This window comes from Deltaproteobacteria bacterium, from assembly GCA_030654105.1.
In the GTDB taxonomy this organism is placed as follows: Bacteria; Desulfobacterota; SM23-61; order SM23-61; family SM23-61; genus JAHJQK01.
Window position 1 is genome coordinate 1 of record JAURYC010000064.1, and the last position, 3,015, is coordinate 3,015.

Annotated in this window: 4 protein-coding genes; 2 read left to right on the plus strand and 2 right to left on the minus strand. The window is 47.1% G+C overall.

Annotated elements, in window-relative coordinates; all coding sequences use genetic code 11:
- Positions 1 to 198 precede the first annotated feature (198 nt).
- A complete protein-coding gene (locus Q7V48_02540) occupies positions 199 to 882 on the minus strand; it encodes an IS1 family transposase (protein MDO9209618.1) in 684 nt (227 codons plus the stop codon).
- A 43-nt stretch (positions 883 to 925) separates the two neighbouring features.
- A complete protein-coding gene (locus Q7V48_02545; GenBank protein ID MDO9209619.1) occupies positions 926 to 1,387 on the minus strand; it encodes a hypothetical protein in 462 nt (153 codons plus the stop codon).
- Between the two features lie 180 nt (positions 1,388 to 1,567).
- Between Q7V48_02545 and Q7V48_02550 the strand changes: the two genes are divergently transcribed.
- Complete coding sequence (locus Q7V48_02550) at positions 1,568 to 2,263, plus strand: hypothetical protein (protein ID MDO9209620.1); 696 nt, start codon at positions 1,568 to 1,570, stop codon at positions 2,261 to 2,263.
- A 263-nt stretch (positions 2,264 to 2,526) separates the two neighbouring features.
- The gene (locus tag Q7V48_02555; protein MDO9209621.1) at positions 2,527 to 2,859 is read left to right on the plus strand and encodes an EthD domain-containing protein; all 333 of its coding nucleotides are present in this window, start codon (positions 2,527 to 2,529) and stop codon (positions 2,857 to 2,859) included.
- Positions 2,860 to 3,015: the final 156 nt, after the last annotated feature.

The window sequence follows — 3,015 nt, forward strand, 5'->3', positions numbered from 1 at the left end:
ATGGATAGCTAATCTCTAAAGGAGGTAAAATGAAATCTCCATTCGGGGACAGAAAGATAATGATGGTTCAAGCGCAACTTTGCACTATGCCGCCCTTCTGAGACAGGTGTTTATCATGGCAAGGTATTTTCACATTTCTAATCTCGAATTTTTGAATAGGATAAACCATTGGGTAGTGACCCTTTAATATATTGATGATTATGGTTTGTAGCAGAGCAATTCATCTAAAGTCCAGACATGATCGCTGATCCCTGCTGCCATGGCAGGAGTTCGCTTAGCCCAAACCCGATTCCCATCCGATGAAGCTTTACATCGGAGGGAACCATGGGGTTTTACAAAATTATCATGGGCATCAATAAAATCGAGAGCGTTCTGAAGCTCACGACGGTTCTTTGAAAATCCCAAGGTCTTGCGAGCCAGACGGCGGAGTTCCTGGCGAAGCGTTAGGTTGTCTCGTTCGATGTAGGCGGTATTAATCTGCCCTGCGCTCCCATCGGCTCGCTTCAACGAAGCCGCCTGGGCTTCGACGGGGCGGCGTTTCCCAAAGATGACGCTTCGTGTTACCTTGACCACTCGTCCTCTCTGACGCTCCTTGTGCACTTGAGCATACTGCAGGTCCGGAGAGGCAACCCGTTGGGGCTTGGCAGGGCGTCCTGGCCATCCCGTCGGTTGAGGCTTTTCCCACTGCCCAAAGAGTTCTAAAAGGACCTCGGCATAATGCCTTAGGGAATCGGAAGTAAAGAGCGGAAGCGAACCGTCCAGGCGTCCTTGAATCTTTCGGAGGAGCCGACGAGCACTATAGAGATTGCGATTCCCAACCAAAGAGACTAAACGGAGACGAAACTCTGGGGCCACGGCCCGCCAGATCCAGGTCGTTCCCAAACTCCGGCCACGGCCTTTTTTCGGGAGAAGAGGGGCCCTGGGATTATCGGCCCATTGGGATTTGGGTGTTTTTTTTAACGAAGGTCCAAAGTTCATCCACTTGGACTTGGGAGAGCTTGAGATCCCGAACAAGCATATCGGTGACCTGTTCACAATGTAAGGCGGCCACGGCCAACCACTTGCGGATGGTATCGAGCTTGATCTCCAAGACGCGGGAGGTGCCCCGAAGCCCCAGGCCCTCGGCCAGCAGCCGAAGGCCCATAAGGACTCTTTTCTTGGGGCTTCGAAGATCGAAGAAGGTGGTGCCGGTACGGCTGGAAAAGGCCTTGCCACAAGTACGGCATAAAAAGAGTCGGGCTTTGCCGGTACTTCGGGTTCGGTAGGTCCCATTGGAGACCACATTCCCCAGCCCTTTCTTCCCATGGTTTTTGCACTTGGGATTGGGGCAAGCGACATCCAGGTATTTTGGCTTCGGGCCACGCTTTTTCTTTGCTTTCGTAACCATCCTCTCCTCCTTTCTGAAGAGAGGATAGCATAATTTGAAAATATTATCAATATATTAAAGGGTCACTACCAAATTGTTCGCAAGGTAGATATTTATGAATTTATGGACGTCCCGGACCACTACCATTATTGAAAACATATAAAAAGCCATGTTCTTTACCCTGCTAAAATGGAAAAGCTATTGGAAGAGATTAGAAAAATAGAATTTGAGCAAATAGATTATCAGAAAGAAGACCATGAATATTTCGGGGTTATTAAGGGGAACATCCCTATTCTCATTTCTGCACCGCATGGCTCAAGGCATATGAGAAATGGCTTATGGAAGGAAGAAGATGAATTTACTTCTTCCATAGCGATAAAGCTCGGGCAGATGACAGGCGCTCACGTTATCTATGTAAAAAACCGGACAACAGAAGACTCTAATTTTGATGAGTCAGCAAAATACAAGGACGCAGCGAAAAGGCTGATAAAGGAAGAGAGAATAAAATTCCTGGCTGATATCCACGGGGCAAAACCAAGCAGGAATTTTAAGATTGATGTGGGAGTAATCAATGAAAAGGATATGGATAAGTGCTCCTGTCGCGAGCTAATGCCTGTAATCGCAAAAGCCCTCAAAGATTTCCAGACCCCATTGTTTAATCAGAATTTTAGCGCTAACCATCATGGAACGATGACATTTTTCGCGAGAAACAAATGCGGCATAGAAGCTGCCCAATTTGAAATAAACGCCAGATACAGGATAATCGAAAGGAAGCCCGACAGCTCTAAAGCCGTCAAAGGGGAGGATCCTGATTATAAAGCCAAAGAAGAGGATGTGCTAGAACTCTTTAATCGCATGATGGATATGATTTTGAAAATTGAACGAAAAATCCGTTAGTGAATGGGGTCAAATCTTTTGAATTGACAGTCTCGAAATTCCTCCTGGCAAAAAGGGATGGGGGGCCTCCGGCAAGCTGGACCTGAACCTCATCCGCAAGATGTCTTCGGCCTGACGCTGAAGAGCGTTTGCTTGGCCACTGCTAGTCGGGTTTCGATGCGGCGAAAGCTTTGCGGTTGGGTCTCAACATTCAACAAAGGCGATTTGGCAAATACGATCGAACCCAGGCAAAAGTGATTCACATTATTGTGGAAGGAGGTAGCATGATTAAACTGATGGCATTGATCTTTAAAAAACCTGATCTGACGGATGAAGAGTTCAATAGTTATTGGAGAGGGAAACACGGGGCTCTGGCGGGGAAAATCATCCCCGGGTTGAGAAAATATACCCAAAATCATTTTATCAAGCTCCCCGGTTCGAAATATGAGGGCGATGGTTTTGTCGAGCTCTGGTTCGATGACCTGGAGGGGGCTAAAAAGTATTTTGCCTGGCGGCAAACAGCTGCCGCCCAGCCTCTGCTGGAGGATGAGGACAAATTTTTGGATCGAAGTAAGACAGTTAGATATGTTGTTGAAGAGTACTTCATTATCAAATAGTAAAAAGGGGTTCAACGGCACACAGGCTGACCGAGTGGACCCCCGGACGTTGTTGCAAACGTTGCATTGACAATCCCGATTGCTTAAACCTTATAGAATTCCTTTATGGCTAAAACCACTGAAAGTACGTCCAAGAGTTTCCTATTTCGAGATCTC

What these genes read in the sequence shown, in the direction of transcription:
- Q7V48_02545 (MDO9209619.1), bottom strand. Translation starts at nt 1,387, where the DNA reads ATGGTTACGAAAGCAAAGAAAAAGCGTGGCCCGAAGCCAAAATACCTG.
- Q7V48_02555 (MDO9209621.1), top strand. Translation starts at nt 2,527, where the DNA reads ATGATTAAACTGATGGCATTGATCTTTAAAAAACCTGATCTGACGGAT.